This window comes from Halalkalibacter sp. HAAS-P014 (assembly GCF_056619965.1).
The window spans coordinates 201673-222857 of sequence record NZ_JBWQTV010000006.1; the positions used below are offsets into that span (position 1 = coordinate 201673).

The 21185-nt window shown below is 36.8% G+C and carries 22 protein-coding genes and 1 riboswitch; of the genes, 3 read left to right on the plus strand and 19 right to left on the minus strand.

Annotation, left to right across the window (positions count from 1 at the left end):
* Positions 1 to 27 precede the first annotated feature (27 nt).
* Positions 28 to 130: riboswitch (SAM riboswitch) on the minus strand.
* Positions 131 to 224: 94 nt separating this feature from the next.
* Both AC1FXZ_RS05790 and prsW read right to left on the minus strand, forming a co-directional pair.
* Positions 225 to 386 (minus strand): hypothetical protein, encoded by a 162-nt coding sequence (locus AC1FXZ_RS05790; RefSeq protein WP_480051759.1) that lies wholly within the window; start codon positions 384 to 386, stop codon positions 225 to 227.
* A gap of 49 nt (positions 387 to 435) precedes the next feature.
* The gene (gene prsW / locus AC1FXZ_RS05795) at positions 436 to 1083 is read right to left on the minus strand and encodes a glutamic-type intramembrane protease PrsW (RefSeq protein WP_480051760.1); all 648 of its coding nucleotides are present in this window, start codon (positions 1081 to 1083) and stop codon (positions 436 to 438) included.
* A gap of 107 nt (positions 1084 to 1190) precedes the next feature.
* Between prsW and AC1FXZ_RS05800 the strand changes: the two genes are divergently transcribed.
* Complete coding sequence (locus AC1FXZ_RS05800) at positions 1191 to 2159, plus strand: asparaginase (protein WP_480051761.1); 969 nt, start codon at positions 1191 to 1193, stop codon at positions 2157 to 2159.
* Positions 2160 to 2222: 63 nt separating this feature from the next.
* Here the strand turns inward: AC1FXZ_RS05800 and AC1FXZ_RS05805 are convergent, their stop codons facing one another.
* The 6 genes from AC1FXZ_RS05805 to AC1FXZ_RS05830 form a co-directional block, all read right to left on the minus strand.
* Positions 2223 to 3191: a YpdA family putative bacillithiol disulfide reductase gene (locus tag AC1FXZ_RS05805; RefSeq protein ID WP_480051762.1), complete on the minus strand. Its 969-nt coding sequence runs from the start codon at positions 3189 to 3191 to the stop codon at positions 2223 to 2225.
* Between the two features lie 125 nt (positions 3192 to 3316).
* The gene (locus AC1FXZ_RS05810) at positions 3317 to 4579 is read right to left on the minus strand and encodes a Glu/Leu/Phe/Val family dehydrogenase (protein WP_480051763.1); all 1263 of its coding nucleotides are present in this window, start codon (positions 4577 to 4579) and stop codon (positions 3317 to 3319) included.
* A gap of 162 nt (positions 4580 to 4741) precedes the next feature.
* A complete protein-coding gene (locus AC1FXZ_RS05815) occupies positions 4742 to 5341 on the minus strand; it encodes a genetic competence negative regulator (RefSeq protein ID WP_480051764.1) in 600 nt (199 codons plus the stop codon).
* Positions 5342 to 5456: 115 nt separating this feature from the next.
* Positions 5457 to 6359, minus strand: a complete 903-nt coding sequence (locus AC1FXZ_RS05820) for a MerR family transcriptional regulator (protein ID WP_480051765.1) — start codon at positions 6357 to 6359, stop codon at positions 5457 to 5459.
* Between the two features lie 133 nt (positions 6360 to 6492).
* Entirely contained in the window at positions 6493 to 7242 is a 750-nt protein-coding gene (locus tag AC1FXZ_RS05825) for a metallophosphoesterase (RefSeq protein WP_480051766.1), read from the minus strand.
* A gap of 640 nt (positions 7243 to 7882) precedes the next feature.
* Positions 7883 to 9091, minus strand: coding sequence for a M20 family metallopeptidase (locus AC1FXZ_RS05830; protein ID WP_480051767.1), 1209 nt, complete (start codon positions 9089 to 9091; stop codon positions 7883 to 7885).
* A gap of 624 nt (positions 9092 to 9715) precedes the next feature.
* Between AC1FXZ_RS05830 and AC1FXZ_RS05835 the strand changes: the two genes are divergently transcribed.
* A complete protein-coding gene (locus tag AC1FXZ_RS05835; protein WP_480051768.1) occupies positions 9716 to 9946 on the plus strand; it encodes a hypothetical protein in 231 nt (76 codons plus the stop codon).
* Between the two features lie 50 nt (positions 9947 to 9996).
* Here AC1FXZ_RS05835 and AC1FXZ_RS05840 read toward each other — a convergent pair whose 3' ends face one another.
* The 5 genes from AC1FXZ_RS05840 to AC1FXZ_RS05860 all read right to left on the minus strand — a co-directional run bounded on the left by AC1FXZ_RS05840 (position 9997) and on the right by AC1FXZ_RS05860 (position 13921).
* Positions 9997 to 10455, minus strand: coding sequence for a DUF2663 family protein (locus AC1FXZ_RS05840; RefSeq protein WP_480051769.1), 459 nt, complete (start codon positions 10453 to 10455; stop codon positions 9997 to 9999).
* 92 nt (positions 10456 to 10547) lie between these two features.
* Entirely contained in the window at positions 10548 to 10763 is a 216-nt protein-coding gene (locus AC1FXZ_RS05845) for a hypothetical protein (protein ID WP_480051770.1), read from the minus strand.
* A gap of 15 nt (positions 10764 to 10778) precedes the next feature.
* Positions 10779 to 11360, minus strand: a complete 582-nt coding sequence (locus tag AC1FXZ_RS05850; RefSeq protein WP_480051771.1) for a CPBP family intramembrane glutamic endopeptidase — start codon at positions 11358 to 11360, stop codon at positions 10779 to 10781.
* Positions 11344 to 12870 carry a RecQ family ATP-dependent DNA helicase gene (locus tag AC1FXZ_RS05855; RefSeq protein ID WP_480051772.1) on the minus strand — a complete coding sequence of 509 codons (1527 nt, stop codon included), beginning with the start codon at positions 12868 to 12870 and terminating at the stop codon, positions 11344 to 11346. The genes AC1FXZ_RS05850 and AC1FXZ_RS05855 overlap by 17 nt, the downstream gene beginning before the upstream one ends.
* A complete protein-coding gene (locus tag AC1FXZ_RS05860; RefSeq protein ID WP_480051773.1) occupies positions 12860 to 13921 on the minus strand; it encodes a YpbB family protein in 1062 nt (353 codons plus the stop codon). The genes AC1FXZ_RS05855 and AC1FXZ_RS05860 overlap by 11 nt, the downstream gene beginning before the upstream one ends.
* Before the next feature lie 244 nt (positions 13922 to 14165).
* Here AC1FXZ_RS05860 and AC1FXZ_RS05865 point away from each other — a divergent pair, with 244 nt between their 5' ends.
* Positions 14166 to 14414, plus strand: coding sequence for a ferredoxin (locus tag AC1FXZ_RS05865; protein ID WP_480051774.1), 249 nt, complete (start codon positions 14166 to 14168; stop codon positions 14412 to 14414).
* Positions 14415 to 14628: 214 nt separating this feature from the next.
* On the opposite strand, the gene AC1FXZ_RS05870 is transcribed toward AC1FXZ_RS05865, so the two are convergent.
* From AC1FXZ_RS05870 to AC1FXZ_RS05895, 6 genes are all read right to left on the minus strand, one after another.
* The gene (locus AC1FXZ_RS05870) at positions 14629 to 15681 is read right to left on the minus strand and encodes a M14 family zinc carboxypeptidase (RefSeq protein WP_480051775.1); all 1053 of its coding nucleotides are present in this window, start codon (positions 15679 to 15681) and stop codon (positions 14629 to 14631) included.
* A gap of 209 nt (positions 15682 to 15890) precedes the next feature.
* On the minus strand, positions 15891 to 16343 hold the full coding sequence (locus tag AC1FXZ_RS05875) for a hypothetical protein (protein ID WP_480051776.1): 453 nt from the start codon (positions 16341 to 16343) through the stop codon (positions 15891 to 15893).
* Positions 16344 to 16356: 13 nt separating this feature from the next.
* Positions 16357 to 17283 carry a peptidoglycan DD-metalloendopeptidase family protein gene (locus tag AC1FXZ_RS05880; RefSeq protein ID WP_480051777.1) on the minus strand — a complete coding sequence of 309 codons (927 nt, stop codon included), beginning with the start codon at positions 17281 to 17283 and terminating at the stop codon, positions 16357 to 16359.
* 94 nt (positions 17284 to 17377) lie between these two features.
* Positions 17378 to 18484 (minus strand): Ger(x)C family spore germination protein, encoded by a 1107-nt coding sequence (locus AC1FXZ_RS05885; RefSeq protein ID WP_480051778.1) that lies wholly within the window; start codon positions 18482 to 18484, stop codon positions 17378 to 17380.
* Positions 18462 to 19574, minus strand: coding sequence for a GerAB/ArcD/ProY family transporter (locus AC1FXZ_RS05890; protein WP_480051779.1), 1113 nt, complete (start codon positions 19572 to 19574; stop codon positions 18462 to 18464). The genes AC1FXZ_RS05885 and AC1FXZ_RS05890 overlap by 23 nt, the downstream gene beginning before the upstream one ends.
* 18 nt (positions 19575 to 19592) lie before the next feature.
* Positions 19593 to 21086, minus strand: a complete 1494-nt coding sequence (locus AC1FXZ_RS05895) for a spore germination protein (RefSeq protein WP_480051780.1) — start codon at positions 21084 to 21086, stop codon at positions 19593 to 19595.
* Positions 21087 to 21185 lie beyond the last annotated feature (99 nt).

Below are 21185 nucleotides of genomic sequence, written 5' to 3' on the forward strand. Positions count from 1 at the left end.
AAGAAGGTGGTTGTTTAAATTCGCTTCCTCTTATCTTTCAAGTCAATGACTTGATGGAATTAGCACCTGACCTTTTAGGCTGGTTGCTGAGACATCCTAGGGCCAGTCCCTCCGTCTCTCTTGATAAGAAATTCAATTATTAAAATGTTTTGATTGTATCAAAATTACAACAATTCTCGCTAATTTGCAAGGAATAATTTTTTATGAAAATAAAATCACATCTTTTATTCTAATGATGCATCGATGTTTAACTTTTCTTCATTCCCACAAACACAGCGCTTAAAGCCTGTTTCAAATTCACCTTTTTCATTTCGTACTCCTCGTAAAATATACTTCTCGCCGCAAACCGTACACCGAATAATTACACGGTAACGTCCTTTAGCCATAAGTATCACCCTTTACTTTAAATAATTTAACTAAACCCCGTTTAGTATACTACTCGTCTAATTGACGAACACGCTTAACCTTTTTAAGAGCTATCCACCATAAAAACAGCATAAACGGAATCAATCCAACAAGAAAATACATCCCAAAACTCAATAAAATAAAATCGTACACGCCATGTAGCATAATAGGTAACAATAGTGCCAACGTCAAATGTTTCGCACGCTTTTCTTTTTCTACTTTAGCTCTCCCTAAGTAATACCCCATTATCACACCATATAACGCATGACTAGAAACTGGCAGTAATGCTCGGCCAAAAGCTGTTTCAAGCCCATATGCTATTAAATAAAAAACATTTTCTAAAGAAGCAAATCCTAATGAAAGCGAAGCACCAAACACGATTCCATCATAGCGTCTCGCAAATGTTGTATGTTGATACACAAATATCCAAAGAAGAAACCACTTAAAAAACTCTTCAATAAAACCATATAATATAAAAGCCCTAGTCAATGGGTGTAGAAAATATCCTTCAGTCGTAAAAGCAAATTGTAAAACCATAACAGGAAAAACGAGTAATATTCCTATAATAAAAGTCCTAAAAACAAGGGCCCCCATTGCCGGACTGTAATGATTACGCAAATAGAAATAAGATAATAAAGCCATTCCTGGAGCCATGGCTGCTGTAACTAGTGCAAACAAATTTCAAAACCTTCCCCTGTGTGTTATTATTAAGTACCTAAAAAGCAACGCAGCTTTTTGATATGGTATGATAAGTAATCTATATAGAGTAAATCGGGGTGATTATTTTGAAAAAAATTCTCTTATTACATACAGGGGGTACCATTGCTATGTTGGAAAATGAACATGGTGCCGTACAACCTAATTCAATAAATCCATTATATTCCACTATAGAATCACTATCAAGCATCGCATCTGTTGTAGTGGATGACTATTTAAACATACCATCTCCCCATATGACACCTAATTTAATGGTTGATTTAGCAGAACGATTAAAAGTAAGGGTAAAAGAGGATAAATTGGACGGCATTGTTGTAACACACGGAACTGATACACTTGAAGAAACAGCATATCTACTTGACCTTCTTCTTGATTGGGATACTCCGGTTATAATCACCGGAGCCATGCGTTCTAGCAACGAACTTGGTGCCGATGGTCCTCATAATTTAATATCAGCAGTTAGAGTTGCTGCAAGCCAGAACGCTATAGGTAAAGGTGTCTTGGTTGTATTAAATGATGAAATCCATACAGCAAAGAATGTAACAAAAACACACTCTAGTAACATTGCAACGTTTCAAAGTCCACAGTATGGACCAATTGGAATCGTAACAAAGCGAGGGGTGTTTTTTCATCATACCTTAACAAACCGTGAATCTTATCCTGTTAAACAATTAACAAAAAAGGTGCCATTACTAAAAGTATATGCAGGGATGGACCAAGCGATCGTCGAAGCGATTGCCAATACGCAAATTGATGGACTAATCATTGAAGCTTTTGGGCAAGGAAATGTTCCACCAACAATTATGCCTGCTCTAAAGGCTTTAATCGATCGAAATATTCCTGTTGTTCTCGTATCTCGTTGTTTTAATGGGATCGTTGCAGATACATACGCATATGAAGGTGGAGGACGAACATTAAAAGAATTAGGGGTTATTTTTACTAATGGCCTAAACGGACAAAAAGCTAGATTAAAATTAATGGTAGTGCTCGAACAATCATCAGACCGTTTAAAAATACAGGAGCTATTTTTTAAATAATAATGTTGGACTCTTGGATGCCCCCTACTTACAGGGGGCAAAACCATATCTGCCAACCTCACATTATTTATCTACTTTTGTTATTGCCTTTGCAATTAGATCCCCATGAAAACGACCATTCTCAATAAAGATCTCATTTGCATTATTTCCTGCAGCAATAACACCAGCAATGTACAACCCTGATACATTCGTTTCCATCGTATCAGAATCAAATAGAGGACGACCTGTAGATTGGTCAATTTGAACGCCCATTGCTTCAAGAAACTTATGATCGGGGTGGTATCCTGTCATAGCAAAAACAAATTGGGCAGGGGCCTTTTTCACTTCTTCTCCAACTTTATAAATAACTTCATCTTTCGTAATCTCTATTACATGAGCATTAAATTCCATTTTTATCTTTTCATTTCGTACAAGTGAGTCAAACTCAGGTAAGATCCATGGTTTCACTTTACTCGAATACTGACTTCCTCGGTATAAATTCGTTATATGTGCCCCTGCTTTGTCAAGCTCAAGGACGGCATCTACAGCCGAATTTTTCCCCCCAATTACAACAACATCCATATCAAAGTACGGATGGGCTTCTTTAAAGTAATGGAGAACATGGTCTTGATCTTCTCCGGGCACGTCCATCAAATTAGGAGAATCATAATAACCAGTCGCAATGATCACATGATTAGCTAAGTATTCTGCTTTTGTTGTTCTTATGTAAAAGCACCCATCATTTTGTTTTTCCACTTGTTTGACTTGTTCATATGCATGTACTCGTATTTTTTTCCTCTCAACCACTTCACGATAATAAACAAGCGCTTGATTTCTTTTCGGTTTCCGTTCCTCTGTTACAAAAGGAACTCCCCCAATTTCTAACTTATCACTTGAACTAAAAAACGTTTGATGTGTGGGATACCTTTGAATCGCACTAACGACGTTATCTTTTTCGATCACAAGTGGCTTTAGACCTTGATTTGAACAAGAAATTGCTGCCGCTAATCCACAAGGCCCACCACCAACAATGATTACCTCTTCTTTTCTCATTTTTCCACCTTCTTCTAAAAATAAAAAAAGGGCTACTCGTCTTGAATCGACTTCAAACGCAAGTAAAGCAATTGCTTCTCGTGCTTTTGAAGGCTAGATTCAATTGAGCTCCCTTTTTATTTTGGTTACACCCAACCTCTGAACCTTGATGCTTCAGCCATCTTTCTAACACCAACCATATAAGCAGCTAACCGCATATCTACTTTACGTACTCTAGCCAATTTATATATATTCTCAAAAGCACCTACCATTACTGATTCAAGTTTACCTTCGACTTCATCTTCTGTCCAATAATACCCTTGATTATTTTGAACCCATTCAAAATAAGACACTGTTACACCACCAGCACTTGCTAGTACATCTGGAACGAGAAGAATATCACGGCTTGTCAATATTTTAGTAGCCTCCATTGTTGTAGGTCCATTGGCAGCTTCAACAACAATTGACGCTTTAATATCATGTGCGTTTTGTTCGGTGATCTGATTCTCAATGGCAGCAGGGACTAATATATCACAATCTAATTCAAGAAGTTCTTTATTCGAGATTGTATCTTTAAAAAGCTTCGTTACAGTCCCGAAGCTATCTCGTCGATCTAATAAATAATCAATATCCAATCCTTCCGGGTCATATAACCCTCCGTAAGCATCAGATATCCCAATAACGTTAGCGCCGGAATCATGCATAAACTTCGCTAAGAAACTTCCAGCATTTCCAAAGCCCTGAATGACAACTCTTGCACCATTAATGTCAATTCCTTTCTTTTTCGCAGCCTCACGAATACAAATCGTAACTCCTTTTGCAGTTGCTGATTCTCTTCCGTGAGATCCACCGAGTACAAGTGGTTTACCTGTAATAAAACCAGGTGAATCGAACTCGCGAATTCGGCTATATTCATCAAGCATCCATGCCATAATCTGAGAATTTGTAAAAACATCAGGTGCAGGGATATCTTTGGTAGGACCTACTATTTGACTAATCGCTCTTACGTACCCTCGACTAACACGTTCTAGCTCACGGAAGGACATCTCACGTGGATCACAAACGATCCCTCCCTTCCCTCCACCATAAGGTAAATCAACAATTCCAGCTTTTAAACTCATCCAAATTGAAAGAGCTTTTACTTCTTTTTCCGTAACATTAGGATGAAATCTGACCCCACCTTTTGTAGGACCAACCGAATCATTGTGTTGTGCACGGTACCCAGTAAAAATCTTTGTCGATCCATCATCCATTCTCACAGGAATTCTTACCGTCAGCATCCGAATCGGTTCTTTCATTAATTCAAACATCTCTTCTGGGTAACCAAGCTTGTCCAATGCGGTTTTTACGACACTTTGTGTCGACGCAAGCACGTCTAATTGTTCGGCTTGCTTATTATTCTCTGCCATTCCCTTTCACCTCAATACTGGTATTAAAGCATATCACTTCTTACTATAATGAACCTATATAAATTTTTCCAGCTTTAAGTATACTTTTACATAAAGAAAAATAAAATTAACTTAGTCACACCTTTTATAAAAAAAAGAACTGACAATAAAGATCATCAGCTCTTATTTTTTAATAAAGGTTTTATAAAACTCTAAAATAGAGTTGTACTTTATTAAACATTTCCCATACTCTTCAACAACATATGACGATACTGTAGATGGGTTACCAAATTCCGCCAAAAGGGCAACAAATGATTCTTCATCGACAACATCAATATCAAATTCTTCAAACTTTATAAAGTATTGATCGTTAAACGAGTAAAGCGTACCTCCAGTAATGCCAAAAGGATATAACCTTGATGAAAGTGCGATTACATCTTCTATATCAGAGAACTCATAAAAAATATCCTCTGTCTCATCTAGTGTTACTTGCATTTCAATGTAACCTTCCTCAAATCCCTCTTCATCAAATTCATCATCAGCGGTATGTTTCGATACAATAATTACCATACCTTGAGCTGGCATTGCATAAACTTCGACAGCTATAGGACCATCTACCTTAAATCCTAATTCATCATCAGCTTCAAGGATCATATCACGAAATAACTCATGAACTTTTGGAAGATCTTGCCACAAATCTTCTTTCGTTAATCCTCTTTCACGCATATCATCAAAGGTTAGGAATGCTTTAAATTTATTGGTATTTAAACGCTCAAGACGCATTTTAAACCCTCCTTATTACGAACGCCCTTTATAAGTTGCTCGTTTCCACCAAAACCGTCTTACTACACAATATGAGAGGACATAAAAGAAGGTTCAATACACGAGACTATAATTTTCAATTAAGTTGCTTTTTTAACCAATTTTCCCACTCTTGCTGTGTCCTGCCAACTAAATAATCGCGATATGTAGAATGACGTTTGCCAAGGTAGTCGAATGTAATCCCTCCAACACCCATTGAAAGACTTGGAAAGATCACTTTTAAATCATCAACTAGATTTAAGGTTGAATCAAGGTTTTGCTCAATTGTACATGAAGCAAAAAACATGTCGGCATCCACTTCGCGAATCGCAACTTCAATATCCCTTTTAGGAACTCCCACACCAAGATACACAACTTCAATTCCTTTGAGCCTTAAGAAGAAAGAATAAATAAGCAACCATATTTCATGAGATTCACCTGGTGCACAAACAACAACCACTTTTTTCATATAGTTGTTTGCCGTTATCCCATGTGAAATTACACCAATTTTTGTTCGTAGAAAGCATGTCACAAAGCGTTCATGCGCGACTGTTATTTGATTGTTCTCCAACATTTCTTCTACCTTAATAAGTAATGCCCCAAATATCTCAATTGTGACTTTATCGATAGTAAAAATGCTAAACGCTTGATTTAAAAGTTGATTAGCTTTGTCTTCTGAAAAGCCAAGTAATGCTTCTAATAGTTCATCGGTTAACTTAATTGAGTAATCCTCTTGATATGTTGTTTCAACCATTTGGACGGACTCTGTCTCTTTTTCAAACAAGTCTACTGCTTGTCCGATTGTAAAGCCTTTGTTCACCTTTCCAATTAACCATCTAAGTATCGCAACATGTTCGTCTGAATAGAGTCTATGCCCTGCTGTATTGCGAACTGGCTCAATAATATGATAGCGGCGTTCCCAAGCGCGCAGTGTCCCTGGCTGGATACTAAGCATCTTCGAGATTGCCTTTATATTATATTTCCCTTCTTTTGAGACCATATTCTTTTCCTCCTAAATAACAACACAATCTGCTTTATTACAACAGGGAAGATATTTACACTATATTTCATCGTTTTTTAGTATAACGAATACACAATTTTGTGTAAACGCAAACCAACTAGTAAATTAGACTTTATTTCTTCTTTAAAGTAATAAGATGTGTTTCAGCAGGCGCACCCAGGCGCAATGGTAATCCAGTTGTTCCATAACCATTACTAATTAATTGGGTGAACCGATTTGTCTCAATCCATTGACCTTTCTTTGCTATACCAAAACCAAATACTCTAATTTGTCCACCATGGGTATGGCCACTTAACAGCAAGGAAAACGGATGCTCCACGGGGAGTGCTTCTGCTACTTCTGGAAAGTGACAAATTAATATTGAAAATGCCTCTTTTAATTTACAGACTCTCTCCAATTCTTCTTCATTTTCAAAATCAGTCACACCTACAAATACGACCTCCATACCTGACCTGCACAACGTCGTTTCAGAATTAGCAAGTTCTATGATCCCATATTTACGAAAAAGAGCACGAAGGTTTTCTACTCCTACTTCCTTATCATTATTCCCCCATACAAATAAGCAAGTTGCCATTGTTGATAAATGTTTAATGTTTTTCTCAACACGTTCTAACGGCACTCCTTTTTCACATAAATCTCCACCAATAATGATTAGATCAACTTTACCCTCTAACATCTTTAATAAACGAGGTGAAATTGTTCTTCGATGAATATCACTTATAAAAAAAAGACGAAAACCGTCAAAAGATTTAGGAAGCGTCTCAAAGGCCAATGTCTTAGACCTAATGCGATTACGTTTTGATTCACCCCACATAAATAGAAAAAGGATCACAAACATCACTAAGAGTATATAAATGATCATTTCAAACTCCTTAATTCAATTTTAGTGTTCATCCTTCATAGGGGCACAACGCCCCCATTATTACTCAATTTTGACGTCCATAATACCATACCACAGAGCAAAAACTAATACTAAAAGTGCAAATGCAATACTCACAAAAAAAATATGAACCCATGAAAGACAAGCCAATCCCACAAAAAACAGTCGTGGCTTTTGAAAAGGGATTGAATATGTTGTATTAAATAACTTGACAATATCCCTAACGAATAATGAATAGGCTAGAAACCCAAGTATAAACAATATAACTGCGGATAACAGCTTCAAAGGAGAGAACAAAACTTCGCCAAGAAACGATGACAATGACCAATTCGGTAGATCAGGAAATAAGGCGAAGGACAGTAACACTCCTCCATATGCTGACAGCAATAATAAGGCCCTTTTATAAATCCACATTGCAAGCAATTAGTTCCCCCTCCTCTCTAACTATCTATATGCATTAACCTAATAATGAGAAGGCTCGTTCTTATAGGAAAAAGAAGTATTCACAATTGGGGGTTACTAAAACAGGGTCAAAAAAAGAGGCTGCCTCGACTAACCACGATAAAAGCTCATAAATTGTGGCAGATTAGTTTGAGACACCCTCATCAAAATTACGTTTTCGTTAAAGTGTATGTTCTGGCTTCACTTCAATAGATTCTCGCTCTAGGAAGTCAATTGCTGCTTTCCCTAAACACTTGGCTGCAATTAACATCGCATCTTCATCAATGTCAAACTTAGGATGATGATGTGGATAAACTATCCCCTTCTCCACATTACCTGCCCCTGTAAAAAAGAACGTACCAGGTACATGTTGTAAGTAGTAGGAAAAGTCCTCCCCACCCATAACAGGCTCCATTTCATAGACTAGTTCTTCATCGAATATGCTTTTATTTGCTTGAATGAAATGCTCTGTTTCATTAGGATCGTTCACAACTGCAGGATATCCCTTTTTATAATCCAACGAATAATCTGCCCCCATTGACAAACAAGCTCCTTTTACAACTTGCTCAATACGTTCTTCAATGAACTCTTGTATAGACTCATCAAATGTTCTTACTGTTCCAATAATGGTTGCAGTATCCGGTATTACATTAAAAGCCTCTCCGGAATGGAACGAACCAATGCTAATAACAGCTGATTTCAATGGATCGATATTACGACTTACTATATGCTGCAACTGACTTATAACATTTGCTGCAACAACAATCGAATCTACAGTCTCGTGTGGACTAGCACCATGGCCACCCCGCCCACGTATGACTAACTCAAACCGATCTGCGGCTGCCATGATCGGTCCTTTACGGACTCCTATTTGTCCGACCGGTATTGGAGACCAAAGATGAGTACCAAAGATTGTGTCAACTCCATCTAAACAACCATCGTTAATCATTGCTATCGCTCCTCCAGGCGCGACCTCCTCAGCAAATTGATGTATCAAAACAACTGTTCCTTTTAGTTGTTCACGATGTTCCATTAACACTTTAGCTAGAACAAGCAACGTAGCCGTATGGCCATCATGTCCACAAGCATGCATAATACCTGGTCGTTTTGAAGCAAATGATAATCCGGTTTCTTCTTGTATCGGCAGTGCATCAAAGTCAGCTCTTAATGCAACGGTCTTACCGGGTCTTGCTCCTTTTATATATCCGACTACGCCACGCCCTCCAACACCTCGCTTAACAAATACTCCTAATCTTTCAAGGTAATCGGCGATCAACGTCGGCGTTTTTTCTTCTTGAAAAGATAGCTCTGGTTCAGCATGCAACATTCGTCTTAACTGAACCATCTCTGGATGCAATTCTTCTAATCTAGTTAAAATTGTTTCAATCAACACGTAACCCTCCTCTCTATCTATTGTACTCTCACGGTTCAAAAAAGAAAATAGCTCTACCTGAATGTTTCGAAAATATAGGATAATAACCAACAACTTTATAAAAAATAAAAAAGACCCTTATGATCAGTTACAACAGAAACGAATAATAAAATACTCGTTTATTTTTGTACTAATCATTTAAGGGTCTCTTGTCATTTGTCATCTAATATGAAGATTAATCCGTATGCTCTGAAAGTTTCAGCATGTAGATAGCCATCGCAACAGCTACTACCATTGCCAATAAGCCAATACCAAGAATTGCAACTAATTGTACTGCTGTCATTTTACTCCACCCCTTTTTAAAAGTTACACGTAGGAATTAAAATTTGATATAAACAAGTCACATATACACTATATAAATAGTAGCATAAATTAGAAAATCGATAAAACAACATTGTGACAAAAACAAGAATTTTTATACGTTATTTAAATAAAAGTAAAACGAATCGAAATTTAAAAACCTGTTAGAAAAACAAACAAATTAATTGAAAATTTAGTAAATTCATTTTATACTTAAAGTAACGAAGCTTGGTAAACGCTTACATTAGCAAGTCATACTTTCTTCAGCTAGGAGTGATAGGCTTGATTTTAACTAAATTAACTAACAAATCGCTCGTAACCAATGAAGACCTTGATCTTAATTATCGTTTAGGGTTACCTGTTGAAGTTTTCTGTTCAAAACAAGGTGAAACGATTGCGTTTGGATCAATAAGAAAATTTGACGATTACAACATCCACATTCGTAATCAAAATTATTGTCGCTCTAGTTACTTATTTTTTGGTAAGCCTGCTTTAGTGAAACTCAAACTATAATACCCCTTTATCACAAATAAAGAAGCGCTCCCTAGCCGGAGGCGCTTTCTTTATTTGTGATAAAGATTAATATCATGTTCTTTCTTAACATATGAGTAAAGAGCCTTACGCGACTCCCAGTTAGTATCGTTTTCCCATAGCTCAGAACTACGATCAATAATTTCTTCACGTAATTCATCGAATTCTTGTTCTGCTTTTTTGGACTTTTTCACAAACAAGCGCAGTTGAATAAAACTAATTGAGAGAAGAAGCATGATAATTAAAATAAGGGGATGTCCAATAATAGCGTTTAAAATATTTGTATTTAGAGAAGTGTATTGATCATTAAGAGTTTTGGAGCCAAATAAAAGGAAAATAACTGCACATAACATAGCAAATAATGACCATCTTATTTTCGCTTGTTCCATCTGTTCGAACTTTTCTTTCCTTGAAACCAATTCTTCTAGCATTACTTTTACAATTTCAGGCCCATAATATTGTTTGACATTCCACTCCTTGAAATGTTTCATTCAATCACCTCCCCCAATATTTTATGAGGAAGTTATATTGGTTAGAAGTAATAAATCAAACTCATCAAATTTTTGCAACTAAAAACATTAAACTAAAATAACCAATAAGGAGAAGTAAGTGCTGCAATGATTAAAATAAAGAAAAGTATAACGAGCACACGAATTAAAGGAAATGTGAACACTTCCTTCTTTTTTCTCTTTTTTCTATGTACCTCTCTTCTTGACGGTAACCTTTTATTTTGTTTGCCTTCAAAAGTTGACACCTCTTTACGTAATTGTTCAGCTTGATCCTTCCATCCATCAACCATTACCCTCACTCTCCTCTACATCTGTGTATGATTTCGCTTCCAGATAAGTAAACCTAAAAGAAAGTCAATTAAAAAATGTGCAAAAATAGTCACAAGGATGTTTTCTGTATAATAAAATAAAAACCCTAATAGAAAACTAACTAGCCAAACATTCAAAAACAAAACAGGCTTATATAGATAACGAAAATGAATCATTGCAAACAGTGTACTTGCAATAACTAAACCAAAAGCTGTCTGAAGTACAGCACGAAACAATAACTCTTCTGCTACAGCTACGATAAAACACAAAATGGTTAATTGGGGCAAAGAAAGACTCCTGAACACTTTTTCATTAATTCCACCATCATCCACCCACGATCTAGGCAATGTTCGTTCTATAATGATATCAATAAGAACGACAAAAAGTGCTACACCCCCACCTAATACTATGATAAGGCCAAGCTCCCACTTGAACAAGGAGAGAAATTCACCCCAACTTTTAAAGATAAAGAAACCAACAATGATAGATATAACTATCATTATGCCTTGAGTAATAAAGACATTTGCCTGTAATTCTTTATCGCTCATTTCAGCTACAAGATCACTCTGTTTTTTCATGGTTCTCCCCTTGATAAAGTAAGTTCAATAGTATTCTTCTCCATGATTCTTCCTTTTTCGGCTCCTCCAACACTTTTTCTTTCATGAATAAATCGACCTTAGCCCCACAATTGTCACAACAATTCGAAAACTGTTCCCTTTTTACCTGTTCTGAGAAATACTGCAGAAGCGTTTCTCTGCGACAAGATGTTGTACGTATCCATCGCAAAAAAATTTCAAGCTTTTTCCTTTTGTGCTGTTGATGTTCATTCTCTTGTTCACATATACTAAAGAAAAGTGAGTCTTCTGCAAACGGCCTCACTATGCCGTCTTTTAGGATTCCTCGTTCTTCCAATTGATAACGAAAAGTACGCCAAGAGATCTCACTACAGTCAATTCGCTCTATGAATTCTCTTTCTCGCTCACTCGTCAGATTACGGATAGACCTGACCATTTGAACTAATTGCTTCAACTGCATATCCGTTAGTCGTTCTCTCTCGAGGAGCATCGAAATTAACCCTTGATCATCTTCGCAATACAATAAAATTGCGACACTTAACTGACCATCCCTAGCTGCTCGTCCAATCTCTTGTACATATGATTCCATATCAATCGGATAATGAAAATGAATGACATAACGAATATCTTTTTTATTAATTCCCATGCCAAACGCACTTGTACAGCATATAACGTCCAATTGCCCGTTCATAAATTGTTGCTGTATCAGTAACCTGTCTTCCGTTGAAAGACCTCCATGATAATAGGCAACACGTTTTACACCTTTTCGTTTAAGCATTTCAGCAATATTCTGGGCCCATAAGCGACTTGAAAAGTAAATCATACCAGGTCCATTCAACGTTTTTACCAAATACTCGACTTGTTCAATTTTTACCTGCTGCGTCTGACAATCTTCCACATGGTAGGAAATCGCGGGGCGATCAACTGAGTAAATGAAAAATTTCGGGTATTTCATATGTAATCTTTCGCTGATATCTTTCTGTACATCTTTCGTTGCAGTTGCAGTAATTGCAAGGCTTGGAGGATCACCAAGTAGTCGTTTCACATGACCTAGTCGTAAATAGTCAGGCCTAAAATCATGCCCCCATTGGGAAATACAATGTGCTTCATCAACAACAAATAATGAAAGATGAAGCTCCTGTAATTTCTTTTGAATAATCGACATTTGTAACATTTCAGGAGAAAGATAAATCATCTTAAATGTATGCAACTTTGAAAGAACTGTTCTTCGTTCGGAACTTGTCATAAAGCTGTTTAAAGCTACTACCGATTTAACCCCTTCGCTACGTAACTGCTGAACTTGATCTTCCATCAATGATAAAAGTGGCGAGACTATAATCGTAACTCCAGAAAAAAGAAGAGCTGGAAGTTGATAGCATATGGATTTGCCCGTACCTGTTGGAAGCATAGCAACCACATCCTCTTTTTTTAGCAAGGATGAAATAATTTCTTTTTGTCCTGGACGAAAACTTGTATATCCAAAATATTTTTGTAAAGCTTGTTCAAGTTCCATAGTTTACCTTCTTCCTCGCCAATACTAATCTGATAATAAAATAACTAACCTCTTCTCCTATCTGCTCTTTCAATTCACGTAAACGTGCCGTTTGCAGCTGATCAACCAATGAAAGAATTTTTTTTTCAATCTCGTCACTTACAAAAGGACGAATTGAAAAATCAGGGTTGGAAATTGCAATCTCTACTAAATGGTCTTCAATTGTACTTTCTTTCAGCTTCCGTTTGCTCGATATTTCAGCAATTGAATGTCCTTTGTCTAAAAGTACCAGAGTTTCTCTAGCTGAATCTGTTAAAACTAGTGACTGCTTCATATCAGTTAAAAAAGTTGATAAAATTGGAAAGTTTTTCTGATTTTTGTCCACTTCTGCTATAAAGCGATGGACAGTCGAATAATGAACCAATTGAACCTTTGTTAATTCTAAATTTAAGTGGTCTGCAATTTGTTGTTTAGTTAGTCCTATTTTTGCACGTCCACTTAATTGTTGAACAAATATATATGCTTGAATTTCCAAGCTAGAGGATAAAAAGCTCTCTAATTCAGAGAACATCTTACCACATACGTTTCTCCTTTGATTTAGATCTTGAGGCAAATGTTTTTTCACCCACCGTTGAATCCTTACATCATGAGTAACAGGAAAAAAGTTCTTATTTCCATCTGCTAGGTTGGAAATTGTTTGAATATACAACGACAAACGTAACCATACTTCATCAGTATTAGTATGGTAACGCCAGCCTTCAAGATCTTTTATATATTGATTATTCAATTGAAACTTTCCTAACTCTTCTTTTCCATATTCTGTAAGGGTGAATCGTTCACTCTCAACTTGTTCGGCTTGCTTATGCTTAAGCATCTTTCGAATATCTTCTTCGATCTCGGTTCGTTTTAAAGATGGGAACAAACCAAAGAAAGAAAGCATCCCAAAAAATGCACCATCTTGAATCGTTTGTGCTGATTTTTTCCCTTTTAGGAGGTGAAATATTCCATATATAGTTCTGTCAGACTTGAAGACATTAAGGACCATCGCAACGATAGCTTGTCTTGTCTCCATTTGATCACCTCACCCAGAAAATTTAGTTACACCTATTGTAACAAATTCCAGTCAATTATACGGCTTAAAAGGCTTCAATTAGCAAATAAATAATAAGAAGATCTCAAAAATTTTCGTCATTACAAAATGTTTAGTTGAAAAGTTTGGCAATCCGTTTTACAATAGTGCAGTAGAAAAACAACACTATTCTGTTAACTATCTGTTAGTTGAAATCACGAATAGCAACAATTGGAGGGGTAAACTGATGGCAAAATATACAATCGTCGACCAAGACACATGTATCGCATGCGGAGCTTGTGGAGCCGCTGCTCCAGATATTTACGATTATGATGATGAAGGAATTGCATTTGTCATTTTAGACGAGAATAAGGGGACTAGTGTAATCCCAGAAGAGCTAGAAGAAGACATGATTGATGCACAGGAAGGCTGTCCGACAGACTCAATTAAAGTAGCTGAAGAGTCATTTGACGGAGATGCACTAAAATTCGAATAGTACGTGGAAAGAGGGCAGTTTTGATTGCCCTCTTTTTTTCTAATTAAACAAGGGTTCCCCTCATTAAGCATACAAAGTGCTTCTAGAGTAATTTGTATCAAGACCAGTTTGAAGAGCCTTATCTAAAGTCATCTTTAGTTGAACTTAATAAATTACCATGAATCCTCCGTACCATAACCAATCTTAAGTTTTTCTGCGCCATTATGTTACATTTTTAGAGAGTAAGTCCAACACATGCAAGCAAACAATTATTTGACCAAACTTCGTTGTACGCTTCTGGAGGTAAGGGGTTAATCCCGACCCCAACTTCAATTGTGAAACCAGGACGCCCGGTTTCTTGGATGAACCAATCCTTATAACCTCCGTCGCTATCTGCTGTGTGTACAGGTGTATATGAACTTGCAAGTGATAATTTCTCAACCATCGTCTTACTACTCTTTGGTTCCATCCCACGGTATCCCCAATAGATGACTTGACCTTGTGAATGAAACGCAAGAACATAAGCAAAAGACCGTTTTTTTGTAAAGTGATAAATGGCTTGAACTTCTGGTTCAGTGAGGGGCGCAGACCCACTGTAATGGCGTGACCAAGGTTCTTGAGGACTTTCTTCTGCTTCAATTTCCCACCCAGCGGGCCACTGATGATTCAAGTCAACTCCACGAATATTACTTGACCAATGCTCAAACCGCCTCATCCCTTTGTTTATGTCTAACACTTCATGATAGTAAGGGTGATTTTCATATATTCCTTGGAGAACAAGATCAACTCCATCCGGATTCACGAGTGGGACAACATAAAGGGTTACCTCATCCAATATTTTAGTAAGATCGAAACCACGCCACGATTTACCTTCTGCTTTACACTTTGCAACATGATGTATGTATTGTGTTAAAAATTTACTTGTATGCCATTCATTGGCATGCCACCCCCCAGAATAAAAAATTTCTTTTTTCCCACGACCAATCGATAGTGCGTAAATGGGCTGCTTTAATACTGAGTACCCAATTATATCCACACTTACACCTAAAGATTTTAATTTTGGTAACTTTTTTTCTAAATCAGTTTGAGAAAACTCTGTATGAGAAGTCCAATCCAGGACTAGGTCCGTTTCAGACTGAATAGATGGTATATGCAATTCCACTCCTGGATAGACATAACTATTGTGGGAATAAACATGAGGATTAAATAAAAGTAGATCAAATGGTCTAATATTATACATGTGTGCAATTTTATTAATAGTCTCCCCTTTTTTAACTATATGCTTCATAATATCCCTCCTCTATTCATTCTTATGAGCTATAGTCGAAATGCATACAATTATTTTTCTTTTTTCTAGGTATTTCATTAATTTATTTTATGACAAAGAGAGAAAAACACGTAGATTCAATTGTAGACATTTAGTTTGCTTGCTGATATAAATGAATTACAACAAAAAAGGTTGTTCTAATGTGAACAACCTTTTTCTAACTAATCCCTCTACCAAATATAACTGAATAAAAGATCTAACTGTTCGTCGTGATCAGACAATAAATAGGCCACTCCCTTGTTTGTAAGGGATAGCCTATCGTCACTCGTTTTTACTAAATCTTCAGCAAAAGCAACATCTACGTAAAATTGATAAAGGTGAGCAACTTGGTGTTTCTTTTTCGGATTCGTAAGACAATATCCAAAAGCTCGATCATGCCCTTTCCAAAAACGAGGGTGAATTTTTCTTTCTTGAATTAGGCGAATCGATCCATGATGTCTGATCTTTTTCATCATAAAAATAAAACCATCAACTAAGTCAACTTGCGAACTATTTAAATTAGCCTGTTTATTTAGCCATAGTAATAACTCTGTTTTCACCTTGACTTGTTCCATTCCCATCGCTGTTTTCATCCCTAACATCAAAACTTGACTTAATTTTACCATATTCGACAGGAATTTCACATTGCTAATCCTTTTATTTATGGTTAATAACAATCGTTTGGCCTGGAAGAATGATGTCTGTCTGTAAGTTGTTTTGTTCGATTAGGTCCTCTGTTTTCACGCCGTAGGAACTAGCAATAGAAGTGAGTGTTTCTCCTGATTGAATCACATGTAAATGATCGGCCTGATAAACAACCAAGATCTGATCCGAATGAATCTCATCACTAGTTAAATTGTTCCACTCTTTTATCTCCTCTACCTCTACACCAAACTTAGAAGACAAACTCCATAATGTATCTCCACTGTTCACGGTTATTTCAACAGTTTCTATGCTGCTGTTGCCTTTTGTTTCATCTTCAAGTTCATTTGGACTCATAACCGAAACAGTCTCCCTTTGTTTCCAATCTTGTCCATATGGAGATTCCTCTCCTAAAGATGCATACATATATTCAGGTTCATTCGAAAGGACTAGAAAAGGATCAACCGATTCCGACTTTTCAACATTCCAATTTCCATTGTGAACCTCAAAATGTAGATGATTACCCGATGACCTACCTGTCGTACCAACTTGTCCAATTTTTTCGCCTTCTCTAACAACATCTCCTTCTTCGACACTTCTACTATAAAGATGAGCATAAACCGTTTCCAGACCATTTGTATGTTCAACAAATACAACATTACCATATGTATCAGAGTAGTAAGAACGACTTACTACTCCGTCTGCAATTGTGACAACCTTTGTTCCTTCGGGAGCTGCGATATCAATACCATAATGCTCCCCCCATCTTGTTCCATATGTATCAGTAATATCACCAACTGTAGGCCAGATGAGTGTTTCACGTAGCTCTTGTGGCACCTCTTCCTTCATTTCAGCAAATGATGTTGAAGTACTTACAAACAATAAGCCAATGAACGTTGCTAAGGCCAATGCAATACAAAGACGTTTTATAAAATCAACCATACTTTCCTCCTCATTGATTTAGGAACACTTTTTCCAATTATTTCACATTGTTATCCTATGGAGGCCCCAAACATAATATTCCATTTACTTATTTTTACTCTACGGCGCCTGATTGAACAATTTTCATACCAACGTTAACTTTGAAATCAACCGTTGGGTACAACTCATTATCCCAATCTATTGAATCCCAATTTCTAGTCGTACTTCGATATTTTTCTCCAATTCCAATCGGATCTATACCCTCTTCTTGAAACTGTATAAGCAGCTCTTCTGCACGAGATGCTATTTGCTGCTCTATCGATTTTTCCATTTCTTCAATAACATTTTTATCATCTAAATTCATCTTTCCATCGTAATCTACAATCGCTCCAGATAATTGAATATTGAGTGTGAAAACAGGTGCATCTCCAGATTTGTCTAACGTTCTTTTTACGTTACTATCTATTCTCTCGATAACGACAAAGCTTGGATCACGTCCATTTGACACTTCAAACTGCTGAGTGAACTGTCTAGTTGTATCCACCATCATTTTTAAGATAAATGAATCATTTAGATCAAGTGCAGTATGGTAAAATTCTCCGTCAAACAAGACTGTTCCGACTACGGCAACATTGCCGTCATCGTACTGTTTTAACAACGGCAAGTAGGGATCACGACCGTCATTATATAGACTAAATAGAAATTCATGTAAATTCGTAGGAGATAATGCATTAGTATCCATATTCTGTTCAATTAAATCTGGTAAGAATACTCCTGCTAATTCGCCGTCCCCTAAATCCTGTTTTATCAAAGAACCAGCATCATTTCCTTCGACAATAGCAAGTAAAATTCGATTGCCAACCGCTGGATCACGGTACATAGCATTAACTGACCTTTCTATCCCTCTTTCAGCCAACTCCTGACTAAAGAGCAGCAGACGAATTTGTCCTGTTCTCAATGGTTTTTGACTTTGTTTATTCAACCCAACTCTTGCCCCTCTTGCTGTTTTTTCCTTAGTGGAGATGATCCCTTGCTGCAATTCCTCCTCTTGCCCTTGCTCTGGAAAGGTCGGAAAACTAACTGTGATTTCCATCCCATACTCTTGATCATAATCAAAAGCCGCAACACGAACCAACGAAATTTCATCTACAATCCTTGTTTCCAAACATCCTGACAATAATATGACTAGAAGCAGAATACTACATGTTAGTCGTTTGTTCATGTTTCCCCCTCCTGATTTTAAACACCACAGCTTGTAACACTACAAGAATGGGTACATAAACAAAAACTAGATAAAAGCCTATTTCACTAACCCATTCACTATATAAACTCACCTCTTGTCTAGTTGGTAATAATAGTACAATGATTACCATCATAACTAGAGATATAACAAGGGCAATCCGTTGATTCATTTGAAAAGCCCTCTTGACACATCGACTTGCCCCCCAAAGAGCTAGGGCAATATTAGGTGCTATTAGAAACATCCATAATGAAATACCTATATATTCAAACCGTTCTAAGAAAGGTAACTGTACAACTTTAAAAAGAGTCAACGTTGCCCAAATCGTCCGATTTAATTGTTCTTCGCTATAAAAAGCTAGGCTCACAATCATAAGAACAGTATATGAAATTGTAGTCAACACAGCACCTAAATGAGCCCATTTTTGCGTTAGTTCTTTCGTTTTTAAGAATGGATAGTAAAGCAATAACAACTCCAGGCCGAGAAAACTTAACGTTGTCCCCTTTGCTCCTAAAGCAAGCTCACCAATTGAATGTTTCCAAACTGGTAACATATTAATAAAACTAGCAAATTCCAGTGGCAATAAAAAAATAGGTATTAACGTGACTGGAATTATAACCCCTAAAAACGTAAGACCGACAACTGTTCGAAATCCTCCAGATACAACATAATAAAAAAACAGTGCAGCTACAACTGCCATTGACCAAGTTGGTAAATCTGGAAACATCCATACTTGTACGATTTCAATATACGCTCTTAATACCATTGTTGCTAATAAAATAAAATAGAGACAAACAACAAAACTGAGCGTATTTCCTATCCATTTTCCAAAGACTTGTTGATGAATGGTTACTAAGTCCCCATCTGCTCTTTTTAATAATATATACATACAGGCAATGATTAAATGGACAACCAAACCAGCCATTAAGACAGAAATCCATGCATCATACCCAGCAATTTCCACAATTCCTCGCTGAAATCCAAGAACGCCTACACCTACTTGCATCCCATTGATAAGAAATAAAGTTAAAAAGCCTGATATTAAATATTGTTCTTTAATTGGCTTGTCCATCTAACCACCCCCTCCTTTTTACTCATCAATATCACGCTTTTGCTTCACTACAGAGAGATTAAATCTACCTTTGTCACGAGGCCTTAAATAAACTGGGCGTGAAGACATCCAATTAAAAGGCAACCTTACAAATGCATCTTTCCAATCTGAAAACCTTGGCGGGAAAATCGGTTCTAAATAAGGTCTACCCAATGACTTTAAGTGCAAAAGATGCACGATTGTTAGTAAGAATAAAAATGCAATTCCGACACCACCTAAGTAGGCAGCAGCTATAAGAAAGGGAAAACGCAGTAATCGAATCGTATTCCCCATTTGATAGACCGGTGTTGTGAAGGATGCCAGCGCAGCTAACGCTACAATGATTAGCAAGATATTACTTGTTAACCCAGCTTCAACTGATGCCTGACCAATTACAATTCCCCCAACAATCCCAATCGTTTGACCAATTTTTGTCGGTAAGCGTGCCCCCGCTTCACGTAGCAACTCAATAGTAACCTCAAGAAAAATAGCTTCAAGGATTGGTGGAAATGGAATATTACTTCTAGAAGCAATAATTGTTGATAACAGATCTCTTGGAATTAATTCATAATGAAAGGTTAAAACCGCAACGTAAATCGGCGTAGATAAAACTGAAAATGCGACTGCGAAGAAACGCAGCAAACGAACTGATGTTGAAACATGCCAAGGTAAGTAATAATCTTCTAGGGACGAAAAAAACTCCACCAATGATGTTGGTCCAAATACACCTTCAGGCGAACCGTCTGTTAAAAAGGCAACCTTTCCTTCCGTCAAAACAGAAGCAATACGCTCTGGCCTCTCAGTATTAATCAATTGAGGAAACAGAGACATCGTTTGATCACTAACCATTTGTGCTAAACTACTTGAATCAAGTACTTGATCAAATTCAATATCTTCAAGCCTTTGAATCATGGTATTTACATTTTCTTCATCAGCAATCCCGTTTATATAGAGAACAGCAACCCTTGTTTGTGTAATCTTTCCTATCTTCATTTCTTTAACTTGCAAATTAGGAAGTGGCAAACGCTTTCTAATTAGATTAATGTTTGTATCGATTGATTCGATGAACGCTTCTTGTGGACCAGCTACTGTAAATTCATTTTCCGGTGGAGAAACTTCTCGACCAGAATCCATTGCTACTTCAATAACCGCACATTTGTGTGGATTGGAACCTTCATATATGACAACAAATCCTTGCATTACTTTATCACGCAAGTCTTTTGAAGCATTAATCACTTCTTTATTTTGAATTGGAACTACATTTACTATTTCCTCCAATGATTCGCTTTCCTTTTCTCTTATAAAAGGTAACAAATCTCGATTAAGGCGATCGTTATCAATCAAAGTTTGAAAATAAGCTATATGAAATCGTTTTGATTTTGCTCGAAGCTGATAGGTAACAAAGTCACTTGATTTTTGAAACAATGCTAACACATCATGCAGCGTTTCTTTGCGTTTATCAATTAATTGTTTCAATAGCCATCTACCAAGCATTTTTGTCACCTCTACTTTTACATTTGCCAAACATTATCTTATTGTAGTATGAAATGGAGCAATAGGAATTATACGGAAATATCATTTTAAGGATAAAAA

What these genes read in the sequence shown, in the direction of transcription:
- AC1FXZ_RS05790 (WP_480051759.1), bottom strand. Translation starts at nt 386, where the DNA reads ATGGCTAAAGGACGTTACCGTGTAATTATTCGGTGTACGGTTTGCGGC.
- AC1FXZ_RS05805 (WP_480051762.1), bottom strand. Translation starts at nt 3,191, where the DNA reads ATGAGAAAAGAAGAGGTAATCATTGTTGGTGGTGGGCCTTGTGGATTA.
- AC1FXZ_RS05810 (WP_480051763.1), bottom strand. Translation starts at nt 4,579, where the DNA reads ATGGCAGAGAATAATAAGCAAGCCGAACAATTAGACGTGCTTGCGTCG.
- AC1FXZ_RS05815 (WP_480051764.1), bottom strand. Translation starts at nt 5,341, where the DNA reads ATGCGTCTTGAGCGTTTAAATACCAATAAATTTAAAGCATTCCTAACC.
- AC1FXZ_RS05820 (WP_480051765.1), bottom strand. Translation starts at nt 6,359, where the DNA reads ATGGTCTCAAAAGAAGGGAAATATAATATAAAGGCAATCTCGAAGATG.
- AC1FXZ_RS05825 (WP_480051766.1), bottom strand. Translation starts at nt 7,242, where the DNA reads ATGATCATTTATATACTCTTAGTGATGTTTGTGATCCTTTTTCTATTT.
- AC1FXZ_RS05840 (WP_480051769.1), bottom strand. Translation starts at nt 10,455, where the DNA reads ATGAAACATTTCAAGGAGTGGAATGTCAAACAATATTATGGGCCTGAA.
- AC1FXZ_RS05845 (WP_480051770.1), bottom strand. Translation starts at nt 10,763, where the DNA reads ATGGTTGATGGATGGAAGGATCAAGCTGAACAATTACGTAAAGAGGTG.
- AC1FXZ_RS05850 (WP_480051771.1), bottom strand. Translation starts at nt 11,360, where the DNA reads ATGAAAAAACAGAGTGATCTTGTAGCTGAAATGAGCGATAAAGAATTA.
- AC1FXZ_RS05855 (WP_480051772.1), bottom strand. Translation starts at nt 12,870, where the DNA reads ATGGAACTTGAACAAGCTTTACAAAAATATTTTGGATATACAAGTTTT.
- AC1FXZ_RS05860 (WP_480051773.1), bottom strand. Translation starts at nt 13,921, where the DNA reads ATGGAGACAAGACAAGCTATCGTTGCGATGGTCCTTAATGTCTTCAAG.
- AC1FXZ_RS05865 (WP_480051774.1), top strand. Translation starts at nt 14,166, where the DNA reads ATGGCAAAATATACAATCGTCGACCAAGACACATGTATCGCATGCGGA.
- AC1FXZ_RS05870 (WP_480051775.1), bottom strand. Translation starts at nt 15,681, where the DNA reads ATGAAGCATATAGTTAAAAAAGGGGAGACTATTAATAAAATTGCACAC.
- AC1FXZ_RS05880 (WP_480051777.1), bottom strand. Translation starts at nt 17,283, where the DNA reads ATGGTTGATTTTATAAAACGTCTTTGTATTGCATTGGCCTTAGCAACG.
- AC1FXZ_RS05885 (WP_480051778.1), bottom strand. Translation starts at nt 18,484, where the DNA reads ATGAACAAACGACTAACATGTAGTATTCTGCTTCTAGTCATATTATTG.
- AC1FXZ_RS05890 (WP_480051779.1), bottom strand. Translation starts at nt 19,574, where the DNA reads ATGGACAAGCCAATTAAAGAACAATATTTAATATCAGGCTTTTTAACT.
- AC1FXZ_RS05895 (WP_480051780.1), bottom strand. Translation starts at nt 21,086, where the DNA reads ATGCTTGGTAGATGGCTATTGAAACAATTAATTGATAAACGCAAAGAA.